The sequence below is a fragment of the Streptomyces sp. NPDC046881 genome (genome assembly GCF_040645015.1).
Classification (GTDB): Bacteria; Actinomycetota; Actinomycetes; order Streptomycetales; family Streptomycetaceae; genus Streptomyces.
In genome coordinates, this window is the sequence record NZ_JBEYXJ010000071.1 from 17,553 (window position 1) to 38,639 (window position 21,087).

At 72.4% G+C, this 21,087-nt stretch carries 13 protein-coding genes and 1 pseudogene; 6 read left to right on the forward strand and 8 right to left on the reverse strand.

Annotated features, from left to right (window positions below; translation table 11 throughout):
- Positions 1-38 precede the first annotated feature (38 nt).
- From ABZ923_RS27935 to ABZ923_RS27955, 5 genes are all read right to left on the reverse strand, one after another.
- Complete coding sequence (locus tag ABZ923_RS27935) at positions 39-1,415, reverse strand: alpha-amylase family protein (protein ID WP_361476675.1); 1,377 nt, start codon at positions 1,413-1,415, stop codon at positions 39-41.
- A 175-nt stretch (positions 1,416-1,590) separates the two neighbouring features.
- A complete protein-coding gene (locus ABZ923_RS27940; protein WP_361476677.1) occupies positions 1,591-3,327 on the reverse strand; it encodes a glycoside hydrolase family 13 protein in 1,737 nt (578 codons plus the stop codon).
- A gap of 134 nt (positions 3,328-3,461) precedes the next feature.
- Positions 3,462-4,367 (reverse strand): ABC transporter permease subunit, encoded by a 906-nt coding sequence (locus ABZ923_RS27945; RefSeq protein WP_361476679.1) that lies wholly within the window; start codon positions 4,365-4,367, stop codon positions 3,462-3,464.
- A gap of 19 nt (positions 4,368-4,386) precedes the next feature.
- A complete protein-coding gene (locus ABZ923_RS27950; protein ID WP_361476681.1) occupies positions 4,387-5,391 on the reverse strand; it encodes a sugar ABC transporter permease in 1,005 nt (334 codons plus the stop codon).
- A gap of 104 nt (positions 5,392-5,495) precedes the next feature.
- Positions 5,496-6,770: an extracellular solute-binding protein gene (locus ABZ923_RS27955; RefSeq protein ID WP_361476683.1), complete on the reverse strand. Its 1,275-nt coding sequence runs from the start codon at positions 6,768-6,770 to the stop codon at positions 5,496-5,498.
- A 377-nt stretch (positions 6,771-7,147) separates the two neighbouring features.
- Here ABZ923_RS27955 and ABZ923_RS27960 point away from each other — a divergent pair, with 377 nt between their 5' ends.
- Positions 7,148-8,182, forward strand: coding sequence for a LacI family DNA-binding transcriptional regulator (locus tag ABZ923_RS27960; protein ID WP_361476685.1), 1,035 nt, complete (start codon positions 7,148-7,150; stop codon positions 8,180-8,182).
- 68 nt (positions 8,183-8,250) lie between these two features.
- A complete protein-coding gene (locus tag ABZ923_RS27965) occupies positions 8,251-9,111 on the forward strand; it encodes a phosphatase PAP2 family protein (RefSeq protein ID WP_361476687.1) in 861 nt (286 codons plus the stop codon).
- Here the strand turns inward: ABZ923_RS27965 and ABZ923_RS27970 are convergent.
- Entirely contained in the window at positions 9,093-12,113 is a 3,021-nt protein-coding gene (locus ABZ923_RS27970) for a bifunctional [glutamine synthetase] adenylyltransferase/[glutamine synthetase]-adenylyl-L-tyrosine phosphorylase (RefSeq protein WP_361476689.1), read from the reverse strand. The genes ABZ923_RS27965 and ABZ923_RS27970 overlap by 19 nt on opposite strands.
- Positions 12,114-12,743: 630 nt before the next feature.
- Positions 12,744-13,616, reverse strand: coding sequence for a DUF72 domain-containing protein (locus ABZ923_RS27975; protein ID WP_361476691.1), 873 nt, complete (start codon positions 13,614-13,616; stop codon positions 12,744-12,746).
- A 176-nt stretch (positions 13,617-13,792) separates the two neighbouring features.
- On the opposite strand from ABZ923_RS27975, the gene ABZ923_RS27980 reads away from it, so the two are divergent.
- From ABZ923_RS27980 to ABZ923_RS27995, 4 genes and pseudogenes are all read left to right on the forward strand, one after another.
- Positions 13,793-14,641 (forward strand): alkaline phosphatase family protein, encoded by an 849-nt coding sequence (locus ABZ923_RS27980; protein ID WP_361476693.1) that lies wholly within the window; start codon positions 13,793-13,795, stop codon positions 14,639-14,641.
- Between the two features lies 1 nt (position 14,642).
- Positions 14,643-15,896 (forward strand): MFS transporter, encoded by a 1,254-nt coding sequence (locus ABZ923_RS27985; protein WP_361476695.1) that lies wholly within the window; start codon positions 14,643-14,645, stop codon positions 15,894-15,896.
- Positions 15,893-16,912, forward strand: a complete 1,020-nt coding sequence (locus ABZ923_RS27990) for a TolB-like translocation protein (RefSeq protein ID WP_361476697.1) — start codon at positions 15,893-15,895, stop codon at positions 16,910-16,912. The genes ABZ923_RS27985 and ABZ923_RS27990 overlap by 4 nt, the downstream gene beginning before the upstream one ends.
- Positions 16,913-17,261: 349 nt before the next feature.
- Positions 17,262-19,619, forward strand: a pseudogene (locus ABZ923_RS27995) (Orn/Lys/Arg decarboxylase N-terminal domain-containing protein).
- A gap of 28 nt (positions 19,620-19,647) precedes the next feature.
- Here the strand turns inward: ABZ923_RS27995 and ABZ923_RS28000 are convergent.
- A complete protein-coding gene (locus tag ABZ923_RS28000; RefSeq protein ID WP_361476699.1) occupies positions 19,648-20,997 on the reverse strand; it encodes an MFS transporter in 1,350 nt (449 codons plus the stop codon).
- Positions 20,998-21,087: the final 90 nt, after the last annotated feature.

Sequence of the window (21,087 nt, forward strand, 5' to 3'; positions counted from 1 at the left end):
CTCCCGTAAGAGGTTTCACACCCCGTCAGGAAGGCGGATCAGCAGCTCGACTTGCCGGCGTAGATCGCCAGGGCCGTGTTCGAGCCGAGGGTGGCGGTGAACTGTCCGCTGGAGTTCACGCTCACCGTGGTGTTGTTCTGGACGTTGCAGTACGTCCCGGCGGGCAGGGACGTCTGGTAGGTGCGGGTCAGCGACGAGGACTCGTGGTTGATCGCCACGTAGCCCTTGCCGCCCCGGCCGAACGCGATGGCGTCGTTGCCGTTGTCCCACCAGTTGACGACCGCCTGGCCGCGGGTCGCGTTGCGGAAGGCGACCATGCGGATGATCTCCGGCCAGGCGTGCTGGCACTTCCAGCCGTCCTGCCAGCAGGCGTTCACCTGGCCGCCGTTGGGCGGGCCCGCGTCGGCGTCCGACCACTCGTAGCCGGAGTTGACGTCGGGGGCGCCGTAGGGCCAGGCGAGCATGAAGACGTTGGCCAGCGTGTAGTCGGCGCCGCTCTTGTAGTTCAGCGTGCTGCCGTTGCGCTCGGTGTCGTGGTTGTCCACGAAGACGCCGGCGGCCGAGTTGCTCAGGTAGCCCCAGCCCTCGCCGTAGTTGGTGAGGTACGCGAGCTTCTCGCTGGTGAAGACGCGCTTGAGGTCGTAGGCGTAGCGGAACTCCTGGACGTCTCCGTTGCCGGTGTACTCGGCGGGCTGGACGGCCTCGCCCGCGCCGTAGATCATCTCCTGCTTCCAGTAGACCGACGGGTTGGTCAGGCGGCTCTTGACGTCGGCGAGGTCGTCGGCGGGGATGTGCTTGGCCGCGTCGATGCGGAAGCCGTCGACGCCGAGGGTGAGCAGGTCGTTCAGGTAGCCGGCGATCGTCTTGCGGACGTACTCCTCGCCGGTGTCCAGGTCGGCGAGGCCGACGAGTTCGCAGTGCTGCACGTTCCAGCGGTCGGAGTAGTTCGACACCGGGGAGGTGCAGTCGTCGAAGTCGGAGGAGGAGTACAGGCCCGGGTAGGTGTACTTCGTGTACGGCGAGCCGCCGGTGCCGGTGCCGCCGCCCGCCGACATGTGGTTGACCACCGTGTCGACGACGACCTTCACACCGGCCGCGTGGCAGGTGTTCACCATGTTCCGGAACGCCGTGCGGTCGCCGAGGCGGCCCGCGATCTTGTACGACACCGGCTGGTACGACGTCCACCACTGCGATCCCTGTATGTGCTCGGCGGGTGGGGAGACCTGGACGTAGCCGTACCCGGCGGGGCCGAGGGTGGTGGTGCACTCCTTGGCCACCGAGGCGTAGTTCCACTCGAAGAGAACGGCGGTGACGTCCTTGGTGCCGGGCGGGGAGGCCTCGGCGGTGGTCGGGGTCATGCCAACCAGAGCTGCGGCCGTGAGGGCGACCGCCTTGGGGAGGGTTCTGCGTGCCATGTGGGGATCCTTCGACGTTGAAGGCAAGGACCGCTGAAGGCGCTTGCTGAAATCTTTCAGCAAACTTGCGGTGACGCAGATGTTAAAGGCCCGCCGCCCGAAAGGCAGCGGGCCGTAGTGAAGTTCATGCAAGAACTTTCAGGCGAGGCGTCAGCCGGGCTCGCCCGGCCCGCTCTCAGTCCGCCGTCGTCCACCACACGGTGGTGTCGGCGGGCAGCTTCGCCTCGCCGCCGGTCTCGGCGATCTCCCCGCTGGCGAGCAGCACACGGCCGTACGCCGGGGTCGTCACCGACTCGCCCGTGGTGTTCGCGACGCACACGAAGTCGCCGCGCCGGAAGGCCAGGACGCCCTCGGGCGCCCGCAGCCACTCCACCGCGTCACCGGCGCCCAGGTCCGGGTGCGAGCGGCGCGCCCGCAGCGCGGCCCGGTACAGCTCCAGCGTCGAACCGGGCACGCCCGTCTGCGCCTCCACGCTCAGCTCGGCCCAGCCCGCCGGCTGCGGGAGCCAGCTGCCGCCGCTGCCGAAGCCGTACGACGAGCCCTCCCGGGTCCACGGGATCGGCACCCGGCAGCCGTCGCGGAAGCCGTCCTGGCCGGCGCCCCGGAAGTACGCCGGGTCCTGGCGCACCTCGTCGGGCAGGTCCACGACGTCCGGCAGGCCGAGTTCCTCGCCCTGGTAGACGTACGCCGAGCCGGGCAGCGCCAGCATCAGCAGGGTGGCCGCCCGGGCGCGGCGCAGGCCCAGTTCACGGTCGCCCGCCGTGCGGATCTGGGTGCCGAGGCCGGGCGGGTTGGCGAAGCGGGTGGCGTGCCGGGTGACGTCGTGGTTGGACAGCACCCAGGTGGCGGGGGCACCGACCGGGCGCATGGCCTCCAGGGTGCGGTCGATCACCCCGCGCAGCTCGGCCGCGTCCCACTCCGTGGCCAGGTACTGGAAGTTGAAGGCCTGGTGGAGCTCGTCGGGGCGGACGTAGTTGGCGGTGCGCTCGACGGTCGGGGTCCAGGCCTCGGCCACGAAAATGCGCCCGCCCGTCTCCCACCACCGCCCTTCTGACGAAGGCCCTTCGGGCCCCCTTTTGTCCGCATACTCGTCGAGGATCGTGCGCCACTGCCGGTAGATCGCGTGCACGCCGTCCTGGTCGAAGAACGGCATGACATCGTTGCCCAGCAGTTTGAGCTGGTCGTGGGAGCCGAGGTCGGGCAGGCCCTCGGCCTTGACCAGGCCGTGGGCGACGTCGATGCGGAAGCCGTCCACGCCCATGTCCAGCCAGAACCGCAGGATGGAGCGGAACTCGTCGCCGACGGCCGGGTGTTCCCAGTTGAAGTCGGGCTGCTCGGGGGCGAAGAGGTGCAGGTACCACTCGCCGGGCGCGCCGTCGGGTTCCGTGACCCTGGTCCAGGCCGGGCCGCCGAAGATGGACTCCCAGTCGTTGGGCGGGAGTTCGCCGTCCTTCCCCTTGCCGGGGCGGAAGTGGTAGCGCTCGCGCAGCGGGGAGCCGGGGCCCTCGGCGAGGGCGCGCTTGAACCACTCGTGCTGGTCGGAGGAGTGGTTGGGGACGAGGTCCACGATGATGCGCAGGCCGTTCGCGTGGGCGTCGCGGATCAGCGCGTCGGCGTCGAGCAGGGAGCCGAACATCGGGTCCACGGCGCGGTAGTCGGCGACGTCGTAGCCGGCGTCGGCCTGCGGGGAGGCGTAGAAGGGGCTGAGCCACACGGCGTCGACGCCGAGGTCACGCAGGTAGGGCAGACGGGAGCGTACGCCCTCCAGGTCGCCCATGCCGTCGCCGTTGCTGTCGGCGAAGCTGCGCGGATAGACCTGGTAGATGACCGCGTCCCGCCACCAGTCGCGGCGGTCGGCGACGGTGGCGACGGCGGAGTGGCGGGCCGGTGCGGCAGGTGGCTGCTGGCTCATGGCGTCCTTGATACGTAACAGGGGCATGGTGGTCGGGCGGTGGGTGCGGCGGGCGGCCGGGCGGGACTGCGAGGCGGGCCGCGGTGGCAGCGGGGTCGGAAGGCCACGGCGGCCCGCCTGGTCGGGTGCGGGCCTCAGCCCTTGGTGCCGCCGGCGGTGAGACCGGTGACGAGGTTCCTCTGCACGAGGTAGAAGAACACGGTCACGGGTATCGCGATCAGCACCGCGGTGGCGGCCATGTAGTTCCACTGGGCGTCGTGCTCGCTGACGAAGGTCTGCAGGCCGACGGCGAAGGTGTACTTGGAGTCGTCCAGCAGGAAGGTGGTCGCGAAGGCGACCTCGCCGACGGCGGTGATGAAGTTGTAGAACGCCGCCACGGCCAGGCCCGGGCGGGCCAGCGGGAGGATGAGCCGGAAGAAGGTGCCGAACGGGCTCAGCCCGTCCACGCGCCCGGCCTCGTCGATCTCGAAGGGGATGGTGTCGAAGTACCCCTTGAGCAGCCAGGCGCTGTACGGCACCGCGGTGGTGCAGTTGATGAGGATCAGCGCCCAGTAGGTGTCGATGAGGCCGAGTTCGCTGAAGATCTCGTACATCGGCACGATCAGGACGGCGATCGGGAAGGCCTGGGTGAGCAGCAGGACCCACATCAGCTGCTTGTAGCCGGGGAAGCGCATGCGGGAGACCGCGTAGCCGGTGGTGGCGGCGACGAGGACACCGACGAGGGTGGTGCCGAGGGCCACGATCATCGTCGACTTGAACCAGTCGAGGAAGCCGGTGTGCTCCAGCACGAAGCTGTAGTTGGAGAAGGTCAGCTTGCCCGCGATCTCGCCCGGGTGCAGGTAGTCCTCCTTGTCCGGGCCGAGGGACAGGTAGAACAGCCAGGCCACCGGGGCCAGGGCGATCAGGCTCGCCACGACGAGGCCGCCGTGCAGCAGGGCGGCGCCGACCGGGCCTCGCTCGCCGCGCCGGCGGACGCGGCGCCGGGGCGCGGGCGCGGGGGCCGGGGCGGTCTCGGTCTTGTCCAGGGTGGTGGTGCTCATGGCGGCGGCTCCTGCGGCGTCAGACGGCGAGCTGGTCATTGCGCTTCAGCCAGCGGAAGTAGAAGGAGGTGAAGACGGTCAGGATCGACAGCAGCAGCACGCCGTACGCGGCCGACTGGGCGAAGTCGCGCGGCTGCTGGCCGAAGCCCAGGGCGTAGGCCCAGGTGACGAGGATCTGGGCGTCCGGGGCGGAGTTCTTGCCGAACAGCAGGAAGATGATGACGAACTGGTTGAAGGTCCAGATGATGCCGAGCAGCACGACGGTGGAGCTGACCGAGCGCAGCCCGGGCAGGGTGACGTGCCGGAACCGCTGCCAGGCGGTGGCGCCGTCCATCTCCGCGGCCTCGTAGAGCGTGGAGTCGATGGACTGCAGGCCGCCGAGCAGGGAGAGCATCATGAACGGCACACCGCACCAGGTGTTGACCATGATCGCGGAGAACCGCTGCCAGAAGGTGTCCTCCAGCCACCCCGGCTGGGGCAGGTGGAGGCTGCCGAGGAGCTGGTTGAGCACGCCGGAGTCGGCGAGCATGATCCGCCAGGAGAAGACGGTGACGAAGGTCGGCACGGCCCAGGGCAGGACGAGCAGCAGCCGGTAGACGGTACGGCCGCGCAGCTTCTGGTTGAGCATGAGCGCGAGGCCGAGGCCGATGGTGTAGTGCAGGGCCACGCAGGCGACCGTCCAGAACACGGTCCACAGGAAGTGGGACCAGAACCGGTCGTACGCCGTCGGGCCGAACAGGATGTCCTGGTAGTTGTCCAGGCCGATGAACGTGTAGGTGGCGTCGATGTGGTTGACGCCGATCGTCCGCGCCGAGTTGAGGCTGTTGGCGTCGGTGAGGGTGAGGTAGAAGCCCCGCACCAGCGGATAGCCCACGAGGACACCGAGCACGACGACCACCGGGGCGATCATCGCGTAGGCGTACCAGTACTTCTGGAAGCCGTTTCTGACGCGCTGCCCCAGCCCGGGACGAGGCGCGCGGTCACCGCGGCGCTTGCCGGTCGCGCGGTCGATGGCGACTGTCATGGTTCGACACCTTCAAACGTTCAACGGGTTGGGCTGGGCACAGGGCGGTGGCCGCCGGACCCTTCCCCCTGTGCGCGCAGGGAGGATCCGACGGCCACGCGGACTCACTTGCTGAAGCCGTCGACCAGCTTGGAGATGGCCAGCTCGGCGTTGCCCAGGCCCTTGTCCAGCGACTCCTTGCCGCCGGCGACCTTGGGCAGCTCGGTGTCGAGCGGGCCCCACAGGGAGCTGTACTCGGGCAGCGCCGGGCGGGGCTGCGCGGCGGCCAGGACGCCCTGGTAGCCGGCGATGCCCGGGTCGGTCTTGACCTTGTCGGTGTAGGCGTCGGAGCGGGTGGGCAGCGTGGAGTTCTTCAGCGCGATGGTCTCCTGGGCCTGCGCCGAGGTCATGTACTGCACGAACTTCAGGGCCGCCTGCTGGTGGGCCTTGTCGGAGCCGGCGTAGACCGAGAGGTTGTGGCCGCCGGTCGGGGCGCCCGCCTTGCCGGTGGAGCCGGCCGGGACGGTGGCGATGCCGAGGTTCGACTTGTCCTTGAAGGCGCTGCCCTTGTAGAAGTTCGTGATCTCCCAGGGACCCTGGATGATCGCGGCGACCTTGCCGTTGACGAACGCGTCCTGGATGTGGGCGTAGGCGTCGGCGGTGGCGTCGGCCTTGTGCAGGCCCTTGCCGGAGAACAGGCTCAGCCAGGTGCCGTAGGCCTTCTTGGCGGTGGCCGAGTTCACGGTGATCTTCTTGGCGGCGACGTCGACGGTGTCGGTGCCCTCGCCGTAGAGGAAGGTCTGGGCGTAGTAGGCCTGGGTGGAGCCCCAGTAGCCGTCGACCTTGGCCTTGTCCTTGATCTTGGCGGCGTCGGCCTTCAGCTCGTCCCAGGTCTTGGGGGCCTCGGTGATGCCGGCCTTCTTGAACAGGGCCTTGTTGTAGACGAGCGCGAGGGTGTCGGTGACGAACGGCACGCCGTAGGTCTTGCCCTCGTACTGCGCCTGCTTGATCAGGTTCGGCTCGAACTTGCCCTGCTCGGCGAGGGCCTCGGTGCCGTCCAGCGGCAGGAAGTAACCCTTCTTGGCGAAGGCCGGGGTCCAGCCGACCTCGGAGCGCAGCACGTCCGGGGCGCCCGTGGCACCGGCGGCGGTGTCGAACTTGTTCTGCGCCTGGTCGAAGGGCACGTTGACGTACTTGACCTTGATGTTCTTGTTGGCGGCCTCGAACTGCTGGACCAGGGCCTTGTACGTCGGTGCCTCATTGGTGGCGTTGGAGGTGTCCCACCAGGTGATGGTGACCGGGCCGTCCGACTTCCCGCTGTCGCTGTCGCTCCCGCCGCACGCCGTCGCCGTGAGGGCGAGGGACGCCACCAGCGCGGAGGCCGCTATGCCACGCCGCATGAGTTCTCCTTGAGGGTTAAGCCCGAGTGGTACAGAGGGCGGTCCCGTCCGCCTCTGCGACTTGCCGACTGCGCCGTTGCCGCGGCCGGGCGACTGGGAACGTAACAGCGATGTAAGCGCGGCGAAAGACCTTGCAGAAAAAAAGTGCAAGGGGACACGATGGTTACCCCGTCGTGACCGCCCGTCGACCGGGACGCAACCCGGAGACACAAGGGCTGAGCGGTGTGGACGGTACGTGTGCAAGACTTGCAAGCTCTTGCCACCATGAATCCCGAGGGAGCGCGATGACGCAGCAACCCACGGCAGGCCGTGCGCCCGCCCGCGCCCGGCGTCCGGCCGGTGTGCAAGGGGAGATACGACCGGTACAGTCCAGTGGCGTGACCACACGGCTTGCCGACATCGCTGCGCAGGCGGGGGTGAGCGAAGCGACCGTCAGCCGGGTCCTCAACGGGAAGCCGGGCGTCGCCGCCACCACCCGCCAGTCCGTGCTCGCCGCGCTGGACGTGCTCGGCTACGAGCGCCCGGTGCGGCTGCGGCAGCGCAGCGAGGGTCTGGTGGGGCTGATCACGCCGGAGCTGGAGAACCCGATATTCCCGGCCCTGGCCCAGGTCATCGGCCAGGCGCTGACCCGCCAGGGCTACACGCCGGTGCTCGCCACGCAGACCCCGGGCGGGTCGACGGAGGACGAGCTGACCGAGATGCTGGTGGACCGCGGGGTCGCCGGGATCATCTACGTCTCCGGGCTGCACGCGGACACCACCGCCGACATGCAGCGCTATGAGCGGCTGCGTGCCCAGGGCGTGCCGTTCGTGCTGGTGGACGGCTTCTCGCCGAAGGTGCAGGCGCCGTTCATCTCCCCCGACGACCGGGCGGCGATGGCGCTCGCGGTGACCCACCTGGTGTCGCTGGGGCACACCCGGATCGGGCTGGCGCTGGGGCCGAAGCGGTTCGTGCCCGTGCAGCGCAAGATCGAGGGCTTCGTCCGGGCCGTCCACGACCAGCTGGGCCTGCCCGTGCAGACCGTCGAGACGGAGCTGGTGCAGCACTCGCTGTACACGCTGGAGGGCGGCCAGGCGGCGGCGACGGCGCTGATCGAGCGGGACTGCACGGCCGTGGTTTGCGCCAGCGACATGATGGCGCTGGGCGCCATACGGGCGGCCCGGCAGCGGGGCCTGGAGGTCCCCCGGGACGTGTCCGTGGTCGGGTTCGACGACTCCCCGCTGATCGCCTTCACCGACCCGCCGCTGACCACGGTCCGCAAGCCGGTCCCGGCGATGGGGCAGGCCGCGGTGCGCACCCTGCTGGAGGAGATCGGCGGGACCCCGGCACCGCACAGCGAGTTCGTGTTCATGCCGGAACTGGTGGTCCGCGGATCCACCGCCTCGGCCCCGCACGTCCTCCGTGCGTCGTAGAAGGTGCGCCGCGGACCCGACCTTGGGATGATCGGCCGGGGAAGCCGCATCTGGCAGACTCTGTGCCTATGAGTGACTCGACCGTGACAGGGCCGGAAGGGCGCGAGCAGGTGGCCGTTCCGGGAACCGTCACGGGCGAGGACCGACCCGGTCCGCTGGACCGCCTGCGCCGCCCCCGGCGGCCCCGGCTGTGGTTCGAGATCCTTCTGATCGCGGTGAGTTACTGGACGTACTCGCTGATCCGCAACGCGGTGCCGGAGCAGCGGGGCGAGGCGCTGCGCAACGCCGACTGGATCTGGCGCACCGAGCACACGCTCGGCGTCGCCGTCGAGCAGTCGGTCAACCACGCCGTCAACTCGGTGTCTTGGCTCATCGTGGGGATGAACTACTACTACGCCACCCTGCACTTCGTCGTCACCCTCGGTGTCCTGGTGTGGCTGTACCGGTGGCATCCCGGCCGGTACGCGGCCACCCGGATGGTGCTGTTCGCGACCACGGGTGTGGCCCTGGTCGGTTACTACCTGTTCCCGCTCGCGCCGCCCCGGCTGATGCGCGGCGGGTACTTCGTGGACACCGTGACGGTGCACCACACCTGGGGGTCGATGGCCTCCGGCGACCTCAAGCACATGTCGAACCAGTACGCGGCGATGCCGTCGATGCACATCGGCTGGTCGCTGTGGTGCGGGCTGACGATCTTCGCGCTGGCCTCGGTGCCGTGGGTGCGGGTGCTGGGGCTGCTGTATCCGGCGGCCACCCTGCTGGTGATCGTCGCCACGGCCAACCACTTCTGGCTGGACGCGGTGGGCGGGGTGCTCTGCCTGGGCTTCGGCTGCGCGGTGGCCCGGGTCTGGTACGGCCGCCTGCCGCACGCGCTGCCCCGGCTGGTGCCGGCCCGGCCGCCCGCGCCGGCTCAGGCCCTGTCGTCGTAGAACAGCTCCTCCACCACCGTGCGCGCCCGGCGGGTGGTACGGCGGTAGGCGTCCAGCATGTCCCCGGCGTGCCCGGCGCCGTGGCCCAGGTAGCGGCCGACGGCGGCCAGCTCGCGCGGCTCAGTCGGGAAGGTGTCCCCGGCCCGGCCGCGGACCAGCATCACCGCGTTGCGCACCCGGGTGGCCAGCACCCACGCCTCGTCCAGGATCTCGGCGTCCTCCGCGGCCAGCAGCCCGGCCTCGCGGGCGGCGGCCAAAGCCTGCCGGGTGCGGGTGGTGCGCAGGCCGGGAACGCGGTGGCCGAGCCGGAGCTGGAGCAGCTGCACGGTCCACTCGACGTCGGACAGGCCGCCGGGGCCGAGCTTGGTGTGCAGCTTGGGGTCGGCGCCGCGGGGCAGCCGCTCGGACTCCATGCGGGCCTTGAGCCGGCGGATCTCGCGGACCGCGTCCTCGCCGAGGCCCTTGGCCGGGTAGCGCAGCGGGTCGATCAGCTCCACGAACCGCCGGGCCAGGTCCTCGTCGCCGGCGACCGGCTCGGCGCGCAGCAGCGCCTGCGACTCCCAGACCAGGGACCAGCGGCGGTAGTACGCCTCGTACGACTTCAGGGTGCGCACCAGCGGGCCCGACTTGCCCTCCGGGCGCAGGTCGGCGTCGATGAGCAGCGGCGGGTCGGCGCTGGGCAGCTGGAGCAGGCGGCGCATCTCGGCGACCACCCTGTTCGCCGCCGCGGCCGCCTCGTGCTCGTCCACGCCGTCCCGGGGCTCGTGCACGAACAGCACGTCCGCGTCGGAGCCGTAGCCCAGCTCGTGGCCGCCGAAGCGGCCCATCCCGATGATCGCGAACCGGGTGGGCAGGGTGTCGCCCCAGCCGTCCCGGACGACCGCGCGCAGGGTGCCGGCGAGGGTGGCCGCGGTCAGGTCGGAGACGGCCGCGCCGACCCGGTCCACCAGGGCGCCCTGGTCGGCCTCGACGGGGCTGGTCTCGGTGCCGTAGGAGCTGACGATGTCGGCGGCGGCGGTGCGGAACAGCTCGCGGCGGCGGACGCCACGGGCCGCGGTGACGCCCTGCGCGGCGTTCTCGGCGCGGCCCACGGCCGCCATGATCTCCTGCTCCAGCTGGGCGCGGTCGCGGGGGGCCAGGCCGCCGCCGAGGGCCGCCGGGCCGGCGCCGGTGCCGTCGCCGAGGAGGGCGACCGCCTCGGGCGCGCGCATCAGCAGGTCGGGGGCGAGGCGGCCCGCCGACAGGACGCGGGCCAGGTTCTCGGCCGCCGCGCCCTCGTCGCGCAGCAGCCGCAGGTACCAGGGTGTCTTGCCGAGCGCGTCGGAGACCTTGCGGAAGTTCAGCAGGCCGGCGTCGGGGTCGGCGGAGTCGGCGAACCAGCCCAGCAGGACCGGGAGCAGGGTGCGCTGGATCGCCGCCTTGCGGGTCACGCCGGAGGCCAGGGCCTCCAGGTGGCGCAGGGCGGCGGCCGGGTCGGCGTAGCCGAGCGCCTCCAGCCGTTCGCGGGCGGCCTCGGGGCGCAGCCGGGCCTCGCCGGGGGCGAGTTGGGCGACCGCGTCGAGCAGCGGGCGGTAGAAGAGCTTCTCGTGCAGCCGGCGTACGACGCCGGTGTGCCGCTTCCACTCGCGGTTCAGCTCGGCCACCGGGTCGGTGCGCAGGCCCAGGGAGCGGCCGAGGCGGCGCTGGTCCGGCTCGGCCTCGGGGACGAGGTGGGTGCGGCGCAGCCGGTACAGCTGGATGCGGTGCTCCATGGAGCGCAGGAAGCGGTACGCCTCGTCCAGGCGGGCGGTGTCCTCGCGGCCGACGTAGCCGCCGGCGGCCAGGGCCTGGAGGGCGTCCAGGGTGGTGCCGCTGCGCAGGCTCGGGTCGGTACGGCCGTGCACCAGCTGCAGGAGCTGGACGGCGAACTCGACGTCGCGCAGACCGCCGGGGCCCAGCTTGAGTTCCCTCTCGACCTCGGCGGCGGGGATGTTCTCGACCACGCGGCGGCGCATCTTCTGGACGTCGGCCACGAAGTTCTCGCGCTCGGCCGCCTTCCAGACGAGGGGTTCGAGGGCGTCGACGTACGCCTGGCCGAGCGCGGTGTCGCCGGCCACCGGGCGGGCCTTGAGGAGGGCCTGGAACTCCCAGGTCTTCGCCCAGCGCTGGTAGTAGGCGAGGTGGCTGCTGAGGGTGCGCACGAGGGGGCCGTTGCGGCCCTCGGGGCGCAGGTTGGCGTCCACCGGCCAGATGGAGCCCTCGACGGTCGTCTCGGAGCAGATCCGCATCAGGTGGGAGGCGAGTTTCGTGGCGGACCGGAGGGCCTGGTGCTCGGGGACGCCCTCGGCCGGCTCCGCCACGAAGATCACGTCCACGTCGGAGACGTAGTTCAGCTCGTGGCCGCCGCACTTGCCCATCGCGATCACCGCGAGGCGGCAGGCGGCGGCGTCCTCGGGTGCGGCGCGTTCGGCCAGGGACAGGGCGGTGCGCAGGGTGGCGGTGGCCAGGTCGGCGAGTTCCGCGGCGGTCTCGGCGACGTCCGTGGTGCCGCAGACGTCCCGGGCGGCGATGGACAGCAGGCAGCGGCGGTAGGCGATGCGCAGGGAGACCGGGTCGGTGGCCTCGGCCAGGCCGCGTTCGAACTCCGTGACGCCGGGGTGGAGGTCGTGCGGCTCGTACGTGACCAGGGCGTGCCAGTCGCCGGGGTGGCGGGCCAGGTGGTCGGCCAGGGCGGCGGAGGCGCCGAGGATGCCGAGGAGGCGGTCGCGGAGGGGCTTGGCCGCGATCAGGGTGTCCAGCAGCTCGCGGTGGGCGGTGGGCCCGGGCTGGGCCTCCAGGAGGCGGACCAGGCCGTGCAGGGCGAGGTCGGGGTCGGCGGTGGCGCCGAGGGCTTCCAGGAGGACGGGGTCGTCGCGGACGGGGGCCAGTTCGGGGCCGTCGAGGAGGCGCTCGGCGGCGGATGGGTCGGTGAAGCCGTGCCGCAGCAGACGGGTGAAGGTACTGCTCCTGCGCCCCGGCGTCATGTCCGTGACCTCCCCTGGCATACGTCTCGGATCGCACTCGTCCTGGCCAGAGCCTAACCGGAGGGGGCGGGGGCGGCTTCGCGGGCGGGGGGTTGGCTCGGCGTCCCTGCGCGGCAGCGCGGCGCGCCCGCCGTGCCCACGGCAACCCATCCCGGTGCGCCGCGGCATGCGGTGGGCCGGGGCGGGGGCGGCTTCGCGCGCGGGTGACCGGCTCGGCGTTCGCGCGGGGTGGGGCGGCGCGCCCGCCGTACCCGCGGCAACCGGCCCCAGTACGCCGCGACGTGCGGCACACCCGCCATGCCAGCGGCAACCGGTCCCGGTAGGCCGTGGCGTACGGCGCGCCTGCGGTGGACCGGGGCGGCTTCGCGCGCGGGTGGCCGACTCGCCCTCCCCGCGCGGCAGCGCGGCGCGCCCGCCGTACCCGCGGCAGCCGGTCCGGAGCGCCGTGGCGTGCGGCGCACCCGCCATGCCTGCGGCAACCGGTCCCGGTGCGCCGTGGCTGTGGTGGGCGGGGGCGGGTGGTGTCCGGGGTCCGCCCGGGGGTCTGGGGGGGTGGGTCGTCGGAGTTCGCCGGCTCCTGTGGGCGGGGGCGAACCGGCGCGTCCCCTTCCCGTCGTGCGCGGGCCCGGGTCAGGGGGCGGCCCGGTCGGTGGTGTCGCGCTGGTGCGGGAGGCTTGTCCGCAGGAGGTCGTGGAGCGTCTCGGCCGCGGTGGGCGCCGCGTCCCCGCAGCAGTTGTTGAAGAGGATGTGCAGTTCGTCCGTGGCCTCCGCCAGGGCCTGGATGCGGGGCAGCCATTCGGTCAGCTCCCGCTCGGTGTAGGCGTGGCGGAAGCGCTCCTCCTTCGTGCCCTTCCCCCAGTGGGGGCTGCGGCCGTGGAAGCGGATCACGGCGAGGTCGGAGGTGGTCACGGGGGCGGTCTGCACGCCCTCGTAAGTGTCGGTGGCCACGGCGGTCGCGTCCAGGTCCGCGAGGAAGGCGGTCGTACGGTCCGCCTGGTCGGGGTGCCACCAGGCGGGGTTGCGGAACTCCACCGCGAACGGCCAGTCGTGGGCGCGTTCGCGTGCGGTGCGGATGAAGGCCTCGGCCTTCGGGCCGGGGGCGAGGGAGGGCGGGTACTGGAAGAGGACGGTGCCCAGGCGGGCGGAGCGGTGGAGGGGGGCCAGCGCTTCGGCGTAGCGGGCCCAGACCTCGGCGTGCAGGTCCTCGTCCCGGGGGTGGCCGCGCAGGTCCGGCGGGAGGGCGGCGGGGCGGGTGGGGTGGCCGGTGAGGAGGGAGAACGCCTTGACGTCGAAGCGGAAGCCGGGGGGTGTGCGCTCGGCCCACAGGGCGGTGGTGCGGGCACTGGGCAGGGCGTAGTACGGGGAGTCGGCCTCGACCAGCGGGAAGCGGGTCGTGTAGTGCCGCAGCCGCTTCTCCGTGTCGCGGTGGCCGGGCGGATACCAGCCGCTCCTGAGCAGGTCAGGGTCGGTCCAGCCGCAGGTGCCGATGAGGATCTTCGCCATGGGAGCCCAAGTACCCGTCGTTCATCCGGTCTTCACCCGCGAGGTTGGCTCGCGTGGGCCGCGGGAATGTCGGCGTGTGCATGCTCTGTCCGCACCGCCAACCGTCCATCCATTCCCCGGAGGTTGATGTGTCCGGCAGTTCTGCTCGTTCGGCGTATCGCCGTGCCCGTACCGCCGTGGCGTCCGCCGCGGCCCTCGCCGTAGCCGCCGTCGGACTGTGGACCGGGCTCGGTGGCGAGTCCGCCCATGCCGCGGGTGCCGTGCCCAGCCCGGACCACGTGGTCGTCGTGGTCTTCGAGAACCATGCGTACAGCCAGGTCATCGGGTCCTCCAGCGCGCCGTACATCAACTCGCTGAAGACCGGGGGCGCCAACCTGACCCAGTCGTACGCCGAGACCCACCCGAGCCAGCCGAACTACTTCGCGCTGTTCTCCGGTTCCACCCAGGGCATCACCGACGACAGCTGCTACACCCCGGGCTTCTCGTCGGCGCCCAACCTCGCCTCCGAGCTGATCGCCGCCGGCCGCACCTGGGCCAGCTACAACGAGACGCTGCCGAGCCAGGGTTCCACGACGTGCAGCAGCGGGAACTACGCCCGCAAGCACAACCCCTGGTTCGGGTTCAGCAATGTGCCGACCTCGACCGCGAAGACCTTCGCGCAGTTCCCGACCGACTACTCGACGCTCCCCCACCTGTCGTTCGTGGTGCCGAACCTGTGCAGCGACATGCACGACTGCTCGGTGTCCACCGGCGACACCTGGCTGAAGAACAACCTGGGCGCCTACGCGACCTGGGCCAAGACCCACAACAGCCTGCTCGTCGTCACCTTCGACGAGGACAACCGGCTGAGCGGCAACCGGATCCCGACCGTGCTCTACGGCCAGCCCGTGACCGCCGGGTCCAGTTCCTCGACCACGTACAACCACTACGACCTGCTGCGCACCCTGGAGGACACCCAGGGCCTGACCACGCACGCGGGCAACGCGGCCACCGCCAAGGACATCACCGGCGTCTGGGCGTCCTGACGTGTACGTAGCGGACAGCCGTGCCAGTACGTCCGCTCAGGGTGCCGTCCGGCCTTCCGCCGGGCGGCGCCGTGCGGCCCTCACCCCCACCGTGCTCGCGCTGGGCACGGTGAGCCTGGTCACCGACGTGTCGTCGGAGATGGTGACGGCGGTGCTGCCGCTGTACCTGGTGACCGGGCTGGGCCTGTCACCGCTGGGCTTCGGACTGCTGGACGGCATCTACAACGGGTTCTCGGCGCTCGTGCGCCTGGTGGGCGGGCACTTCGCCGACCGGGGCGGCGGCCGGCACAAGTGGGTCGCCGGGATCGGCTACGGCATCTCGGCCGTGTGCAAGCCGTTGCTGCTGGTGGCGCACTCCCTGACGCCGATCGGGGTCGTGCTCGCCGCCGACCGGACGGGCAAGGGGCTGCGGACGGCGCCGCGCGACGCGCTGATCTCGCTGTCCAGCACGCCCGAGGCGCGCGGGCGGGCCTTCGGGGTGCACCGGGCGATGGACACCGCCGGGGCCCTGCTCGGGCCGCTGGTGGCGTTCCTCATCCTCCGGGCCACCGTGGACGGGTACGACGCGGTGTTCACCGTCAGCTTCTGTGTCGCCGTGCTGGGCGTCCTGGTGCTGGTCCTGTTCGTGCCGGGCGGCCGGCGCGACGCGGTCCCGGCGGAACGGCCCACGCTGCGGGCGGCGCTCGCCCTGCTGCGCCGCCGCGACCTGCGCCGGATCACCGGCTGCGCGCTGCTGCTGGGCCTGGCCACGGTCAGCGACTCCTTCGTCTACCTGCTGCTCCAGCGCCGACTCGGCGTCCCCGACCGCTGGTTCGCGCTGCTGCCGCTGGGCACGGCCGCCGCGTTCCTGCTGCTGGCGGTGCCGCTCGGCCGGCTCGCGGACCGGGTGGGCCGCTGGACGGTCTTCCTGGCCGGCCACGGCGCCCTGCTCCTGGCCTACGGTCTGCTGCTGACCTCCTGGCACGGCACGGTGCTGCCCGGCCTCGTGCTCGCCCTGCACGGCGGCTTCTACGCGGCCACCGACGGGGTGTTGATGGCCGCCGCCTCCGACAGCGTGCCGGAGGGGCTGCGCTCCTCCGGGCTGGCCGTCGTACAGACCGGGCAGGCGCTGACCCGGTTCGCCTGCTCCCTGCTGTTCGGCGCGGCCTGGACGGTGTGGGGCGACCGGGCGGCGCTGGCCGGGGCGGCGGTGGCGCTGGCCGCGTGCGCTGCGTTCTCCCTCACCCTGCGCCCGAAGGGGACGGTGCCCGCATGACCGTACGCAACCGCGTCCTGATCCTGGCCTCGGCCGTCGCCGTGCTCGCCGCCGTCGCCCTGGCCTCCGTGCTGCACGCCTCCGCGCGGGCGGACCGCCGCAACCACACCCAGGCGGGCGGACCGCGCGTCACCTCGGGCACGGTGACGCTGCACGGCGCCGGGCGGCTGGTGTTCCGGAACATGGCGTGGGGGCCGCACCGGGACGAGCTGACGGCCGTCCCCGCGGACGACCCGGGCGGACCGCGCACCGCCGCCGGCCTCAAGTGCCTGCGTTTCCACGCCGCCTCGGGCACCGGCGTGTGCCTCCAGGCCGTGCACGGACCCGTCTCGGACACCTACCGCGCGCTGATCCTGGACGCCCGGCTGCGGACCGTGGACCGCTACGACGTGCCGGGCATCCCCTCACGCGCCCGGGTCTCCCCCACCGGGCACTTCGCCGCCTGGACGGCGTTCGTGGGCGGCGACTCGTACGCCGGGACCGACTTCTCCACGCGCGCGGCGATCGTGGACACCCGCAGCGGGGAGCTGACTCCGTCCCTGGAGGCGTTCCGGATCGTCAGGGACGGGCGTCCGTACCGGGCGGCGGACGTCAACTTCTGGGGCGTGACGTTCGCCGCCGACGACCGCACCTTCTACGCGACGATGGCCAGCGGGGGGCGGACGTACCTGGTCCGCGGCGACCTGCGCCGCCGTACGGTCACCACGCTGCACACGAACGTGGAGTGCCCGTCCCTGTCGCCGGACGGCACCCGGGTCGCGTACAAGAAGCGGGTCGCGGGGCTGCCGAAGGACGCGCCCTGGCGGCTGTACGTCCTGGACCTGCGGACCATGCGGGAGACTCCGCTCGCCGAGCCGCGCAGCGTGGACGACCAGGCGGTGTGGAAGGACGCCCACACGCTCGTGTACGCGCTGCCCGGGGACTACGGCGCCGACCTGTACGAGGTCCCGGCGGACGGCTCCGGACGGCCGCACCGGATCAGCTCGGCGGCGGTGTCACCGGCGTACCTGCCCTGAGGCCCGGCCCTCAGGCGTACACCAGCCGCACCGGGGAGGGCAGTTCGGCGGAGCCCCGTGACGGCTTCCCGCTCGTCGCCGGCGATCGCCGGTTCGCCGGTGCGCGGGGCCCGGTTGACGAGCTTGGCGGCGCGGCCGCGCAGGTCGGGTGCGGTGAGGCGGCGTTTCTCTCCCTGAAGGAGACGCACCCGGAGAGTCCGGTCCGGGCAAGGGCCCGGTCAAGCCGATAGCGCGGGTTTCCGTCATCACGGTGGTTTGCCGTGCGCGGCTGCCGTCGTCGCGTTCCGTCGCACCGGAGACTTTCCGCGGCGGTGGCCGGGTGGTCGCCGGCAGGAAGCGAGGGCACCAGATGGCCGACAGCAGGATCCTGGTGGCGGTACCGGAGCACCCGCGCGCCGAGGGCGCCGGGGCCGAGCAGTTGCGGAAGATCCGGGAGGCGGTGGAGGCGGACGGCTTCGGGGTGCGCTGGGCGGTCACAGCCGAGGACGCGGACGCGGTGCTGCGGACCGAGGCGGGCCTGGCCGCGGCCCTGGTCGCCTGGGACCTGCCCGGCGGGCGGGCCACCGGTGACGGGCCCGGGGCGGCGCTCGCCGCGCGGGACGGTGCGATCGACGGGGCCCCGGGCGGGGCGGCCGTACTGCGCCGGATCGGGCGGCGGTACCGGGACCTGCCGGTGTTCCTCGTCATGGCCGAGGAGGGCGTGCGGGAGCTGCCGCTGTGGGTGTCGGAGACGGTCGTCGGGTACGTGTGGCCGCTGGAGGACACCGCCGGGTTCATCGCGGGCCGGATCACCAGCGCCGCCCGCGCCTACCGGGAGGACGTGCTGCCGCCGTTCTTCCGGGCGCTGCGCCGCTTCGACGACGCCCACGAGTACTCCTGGCACACCCCCGCCCACTCCGGTGGCGTCGCCTTCCTCAAGTCGCCCGCGGGACGCGCCTTCCACGACTACTTCGGCGAACGGCTGCTCCGCTCGGACCTGTCGATCTCGGTGGAGGAACTGGGCTCGCTGTTCGAGCACACCGGCCCGATCGGCGAGGCCGAGCGTAACGCGGCCCGCGTCTTCGGCGCCGACCTCAGCTACTTCGTGCTGCACGGCGACTCCACCTGCAACCGGCTGGTGGGGCACTTCAGCGTCACCCGCGACGAACTCGCCCTGGTGGACCGCAACTGCCACAAGTCGGTGCTGCACGGCCTGGTGGTCTCCGGCGCCCGGCCCGTCTACCTGGTGCCCACCCGCAACGGCTACGGTCTCGCCGGCCCGCTGCCGCCGGCCGAGCTGGCGGCGGACTCGGTCGCGGCCCGGATCGCCGCGCACCCGCTCGCCGAGGGCGCCGTCTCACCGGACCCCTAGTACGCGGTGTTCACCAACTCCACCTACGACGGCCTGTGTTACGCCGCCGTACCCGCCGCGAAGGCGCTCGCGGCCAGCACGCCCCGGGTGCACTTCGACGAGGCGTGGTTCGCGTACGCCCGCTTCCATCCGCTGTACCGGGGCCGCTACGGCATGTCGGTGGACGCGGACACCTTCCCCGGCCCGGAGCGGCCCACGGTCTTCTCGACCCAGTCCACGCACAAGCTGCTGGCCGCGCTGTCCCAGTCGGCGATGGTGCACGTACGGCCGACGCCCCGGGCACCCGTGGAGCACGACCGCTTCAACGAGGCGCTGATGATGCACGGCACCACCTCGCCCCTGTACCCGATGATCGCCTCGCTGGACGTGGCGACGGCCATGATGGACGGGCCGCAGGGCGAGTGGCTGCTGGACGAGGCGGTGACGGAGGCGATCCGCTTCCGGCAGGAGATGGTGCGGCTGGGGCGGCGGGTGGCGAGCGCCGGGGACCGGCCGCCGTGGTTCTTCGGCGTGTGGCAGCCGGAGGAGGTCACCGACCCGGCGACGGGCGAACGGCTGCCCTTCGCGGACGCCCCGCCCGAGCTGCTGCGCACCGAACAGTCCTGCTGGCTACTGGAGCCGGGCGCCGCCTGGCACGGCTTCCCCGGGCTGACCGAGGGCCACTGCATGCTGGACCCGGTCAAGGTGACGCTGACCTGCCCGGGCATCACCGCCACCGGGGAGATGGCCGAGGAAGGCATCCCGGCCCGGGTCCTCACCGCGTACCTGGCCACCCGGAACATCGTGGTCGAGAAGACCGACAGCTACACCACGCTGATCCTGTTCTCCATGGGCATCACCAAGGGCAAGTGGGGCACGCTGCTGGACGCCCTGATGGACTTCAAGGCCCTCTACGACTCCGACGCCCCGCTGGACCGGGTCCTGCCCGAGGCGGTCGCCGCGCACCCGAAGCGCTACGCCGGTCTGACCCTGCGCGGACTGTGCCGGCAGATGCACGAGCAGCTGCGCTCGGCACGTCTGGTGGAGCTGCTCGAAACCGCGTTCCAGCATCTCCCGGAGCCGGTCCACCCGCCCCAGCACTGCTACCAGCGGCTGGTGCGGGGCGGCACGGAGCGCGTCCGCGTCGCCGACGCGGCGCACCGGGTGGCGGCCGCGATGGTCACGGTGACCCCGCCCGGCATCCCGGTCCTCATGCCGGGCGAGTCCACCGGCACCCCCGACGGCCCCCTCCTGCGCTACCTCACCGCCCTGGAAACCTTCGACCGCCGCTTCCCGGGCTTCCGCAGCGAAACCCACGGCGTGACGATCGACGAGGACAGCGGGGACTACGGGATCGAGTGCCTGCGCGAGCACTGAGCCGGCACCGCGCCGGCCGTCGAACGTGTCACGGGGCGGCGGCCCGCGCCGCCTCGGCCGGCACGCACCGCCACGCCAGGCCCGCCGCGAGCAGGTAGGCGAGGGCGCCGACGACCATGGCCAGGCGCACTCCGGAGCCGTAGTCGGCACTGGTCGCCAGCAGACTGCCGCCGAGTGCGACGCCGGTGGCGCTGCCGATCTGCCGGGTGGTGTTGAACACGGCGGAGGCGGCTCCCGCGTACGCCCGCGGTGCGGCGCCCATCACCGTGGCGGTCGAGCCGGTCAGGGCGAAGGAGGTCCCGAACCCGGCGGCCATCATGGGCGCCACCAGCAGCGGGTAGGCCGGATCCGCCCCGGCGACGGCCCAGCCGGCCAGCCCGAGGGCGCCCAGGAGCATGCCGGTCACCACCAGCGGGCGGTCTCCGGTACGGCGGGTCAGCCGCCCGGACAGGACGGAGGCGAACATGGTCACCGCCACGGCCGGGAACAGCGCCAGCCCGGTCCGCAGCGCGCTGAAGCCGCGCTCGTGCTGGAAGTACAGGCTGGCGGTGAACACCATGCCGTAGAAGCCGAAGTTGAACAGGAGCCCTACGACGGCCGTTCCGCCCATCGCCGGTGAGCGCAGCAGCCGCAGCGGGAGGGCCGGAGCCCGGGCGAGCCGCTCACGCAGCGCGAACCCGGCCACGGCCAGGGCCGCCAGCCCCAGTCCGGCGAGAACGGCCGGGTCGGACCACCCGCGCCGGCCGGCCTCGTTGAGAGCGGCTGTCAGCAGGGTGACGGCCGCCACCACGGCGGCCTGGGCCGGCCAGTCCACGGCCCGGTCCGGGTGCCGCGGCGAGGGCGCGACGAACCGCGCCGTCAGGACCAGACAGGCCACGCCGACGGGCACGTTGATGAGGAACACCCACCGCCACCCGACGGTGGACACCAGGAGCCCGCCCAGCAAGGGCCCGGCGGAGGCGGCGGTCCCCGCCATCGACCCCCACAGCCCGAAGGCGCGCGAACGCGCCGCCGGCTCGGGGTAGGCCTCCTGGAGCAGGGCGAGCGAGCCGGGAACGATCAGCGCCGCGCCGAGCCCCTCCCCCAGCCGGGCGGCGACGAGGGCCGGGACACCGGGCGCGCCCGCGCACAGGGCCGACGCCACCGTGAACAGCGCCACGCCCGAGCAGAAGACCCGCCGGTTGCCCAGCCGGTCGCCGAGCGCACCGCCCGTCATGAGGAACCCGGCGAGGACCAGGGTGTAGCCGTCCGTGATCCACTGGATGCCGGTGAGCGAGGCCGTCAGCTCCCGGCCCACCACGGGCACGGCGACATTGATGATCGTGACGTCCAGGATGACCATGAAGTACCCGACGCACACGGCGAGCAGCGGTGCCACAGCCGCATGCTAGGGCCGGGGGGACGCCGTTCCGACGACCTCGGGGCGTGTCCGTACCCGGCCGGGCGGCGTCGTGGCACCCGGCCGTGG

Excerpts from the sequence above, each read along its gene's own strand:
- ABZ923_RS27975 (WP_361476691.1), bottom strand. The coding sequence starts at position 13,616 with ATGGCGAAGATCCTCATCGGCACCTGCGGCTGGACCGACCCTGACCTG.
- ABZ923_RS27935 (WP_361476675.1), bottom strand. The coding sequence starts at position 1,415 with ATGGCACGCAGAACCCTCCCCAAGGCGGTCGCCCTCACGGCCGCAGCT.
- ABZ923_RS27940 (WP_361476677.1), bottom strand. The coding sequence starts at position 3,327 with ATGAGCCAGCAGCCACCTGCCGCACCGGCCCGCCACTCCGCCGTCGCC.
- ABZ923_RS27970 (WP_361476689.1), bottom strand. The coding sequence starts at position 12,113 with ATGACGCCGGGGCGCAGGAGCAGTACCTTCACCCGTCTGCTGCGGCAC.
- ABZ923_RS27965 (WP_361476687.1), top strand. The coding sequence starts at position 8,251 with ATGAGTGACTCGACCGTGACAGGGCCGGAAGGGCGCGAGCAGGTGGCC.
- ABZ923_RS27955 (WP_361476683.1), bottom strand. The coding sequence starts at position 6,770 with ATGCGGCGTGGCATAGCGGCCTCCGCGCTGGTGGCGTCCCTCGCCCTC.
- ABZ923_RS27950 (WP_361476681.1), bottom strand. The coding sequence starts at position 5,391 with ATGACAGTCGCCATCGACCGCGCGACCGGCAAGCGCCGCGGTGACCGC.
- ABZ923_RS27945 (WP_361476679.1), bottom strand. The coding sequence starts at position 4,367 with ATGAGCACCACCACCCTGGACAAGACCGAGACCGCCCCGGCCCCCGCG.
- ABZ923_RS27990 (WP_361476697.1), top strand. The coding sequence starts at position 15,893 with ATGACCGTACGCAACCGCGTCCTGATCCTGGCCTCGGCCGTCGCCGTG.